Source organism: Vibrio sp. OPT18, assembly GCF_015163615.1.
GTDB classification, from domain to species: domain Bacteria; phylum Pseudomonadota; class Gammaproteobacteria; order Enterobacterales; family Vibrionaceae; genus Vibrio; species Vibrio coralliirubri.
In genome coordinates this window covers 1-366 of record NZ_JADDYK010000078.1, presented here as the reverse complement: position 1 = coordinate 366, position 366 = coordinate 1, and the positions used below count along the sequence as shown (strand labels likewise).

Genomic DNA, 366 nt, shown 5'->3' with positions numbered 1-366 from the left:
GCTGCGGTCGTGGCGGAATTGGTAGACGCACCAGATTTAGGTTCTGGCGCCGAGAGGTGTGAGAGTTCAAGTCTCTCCGACCGCACCATTATTTAGATATCTTAAATGATATCATTGTTGGGCTATCGCCAAGCGGTAAGGCACTGGCTTTTGATGCCAGCATTCCCTGGTTCGAATCCAGGTAGCCCAGCCACTATTTAAACTCTTTGTTTAATTACTTAAGTTGTTAACTAAGAGCACAACGTTATTTCGAATCACCAATGTCGACATAACTACAAAGATTTGCTGCGGTCGTGGCGGAATTGGTAGACGCACCAGATTTAGGTTCTGGCGCCGAGAGGTGTGAGAGTTCAAGTCTCTCCGACC

At 47.5% G+C, this 366-nt stretch carries 2 tRNA genes; both read left to right on the top strand.

Annotated elements, in window-relative coordinates:
* Positions 1–3 precede the first annotated feature (3 nt).
* Positions 4–88: transfer RNA gene (locus IQQ51_RS20860), tRNA-Leu, on the top strand.
* A gap of 30 nt (positions 89–118) precedes the next feature.
* Positions 119–193: transfer RNA gene (locus tag IQQ51_RS20855), tRNA-Gln, on the top strand.
* The last annotated feature ends 173 nt before the right edge of the window (positions 194–366 follow it).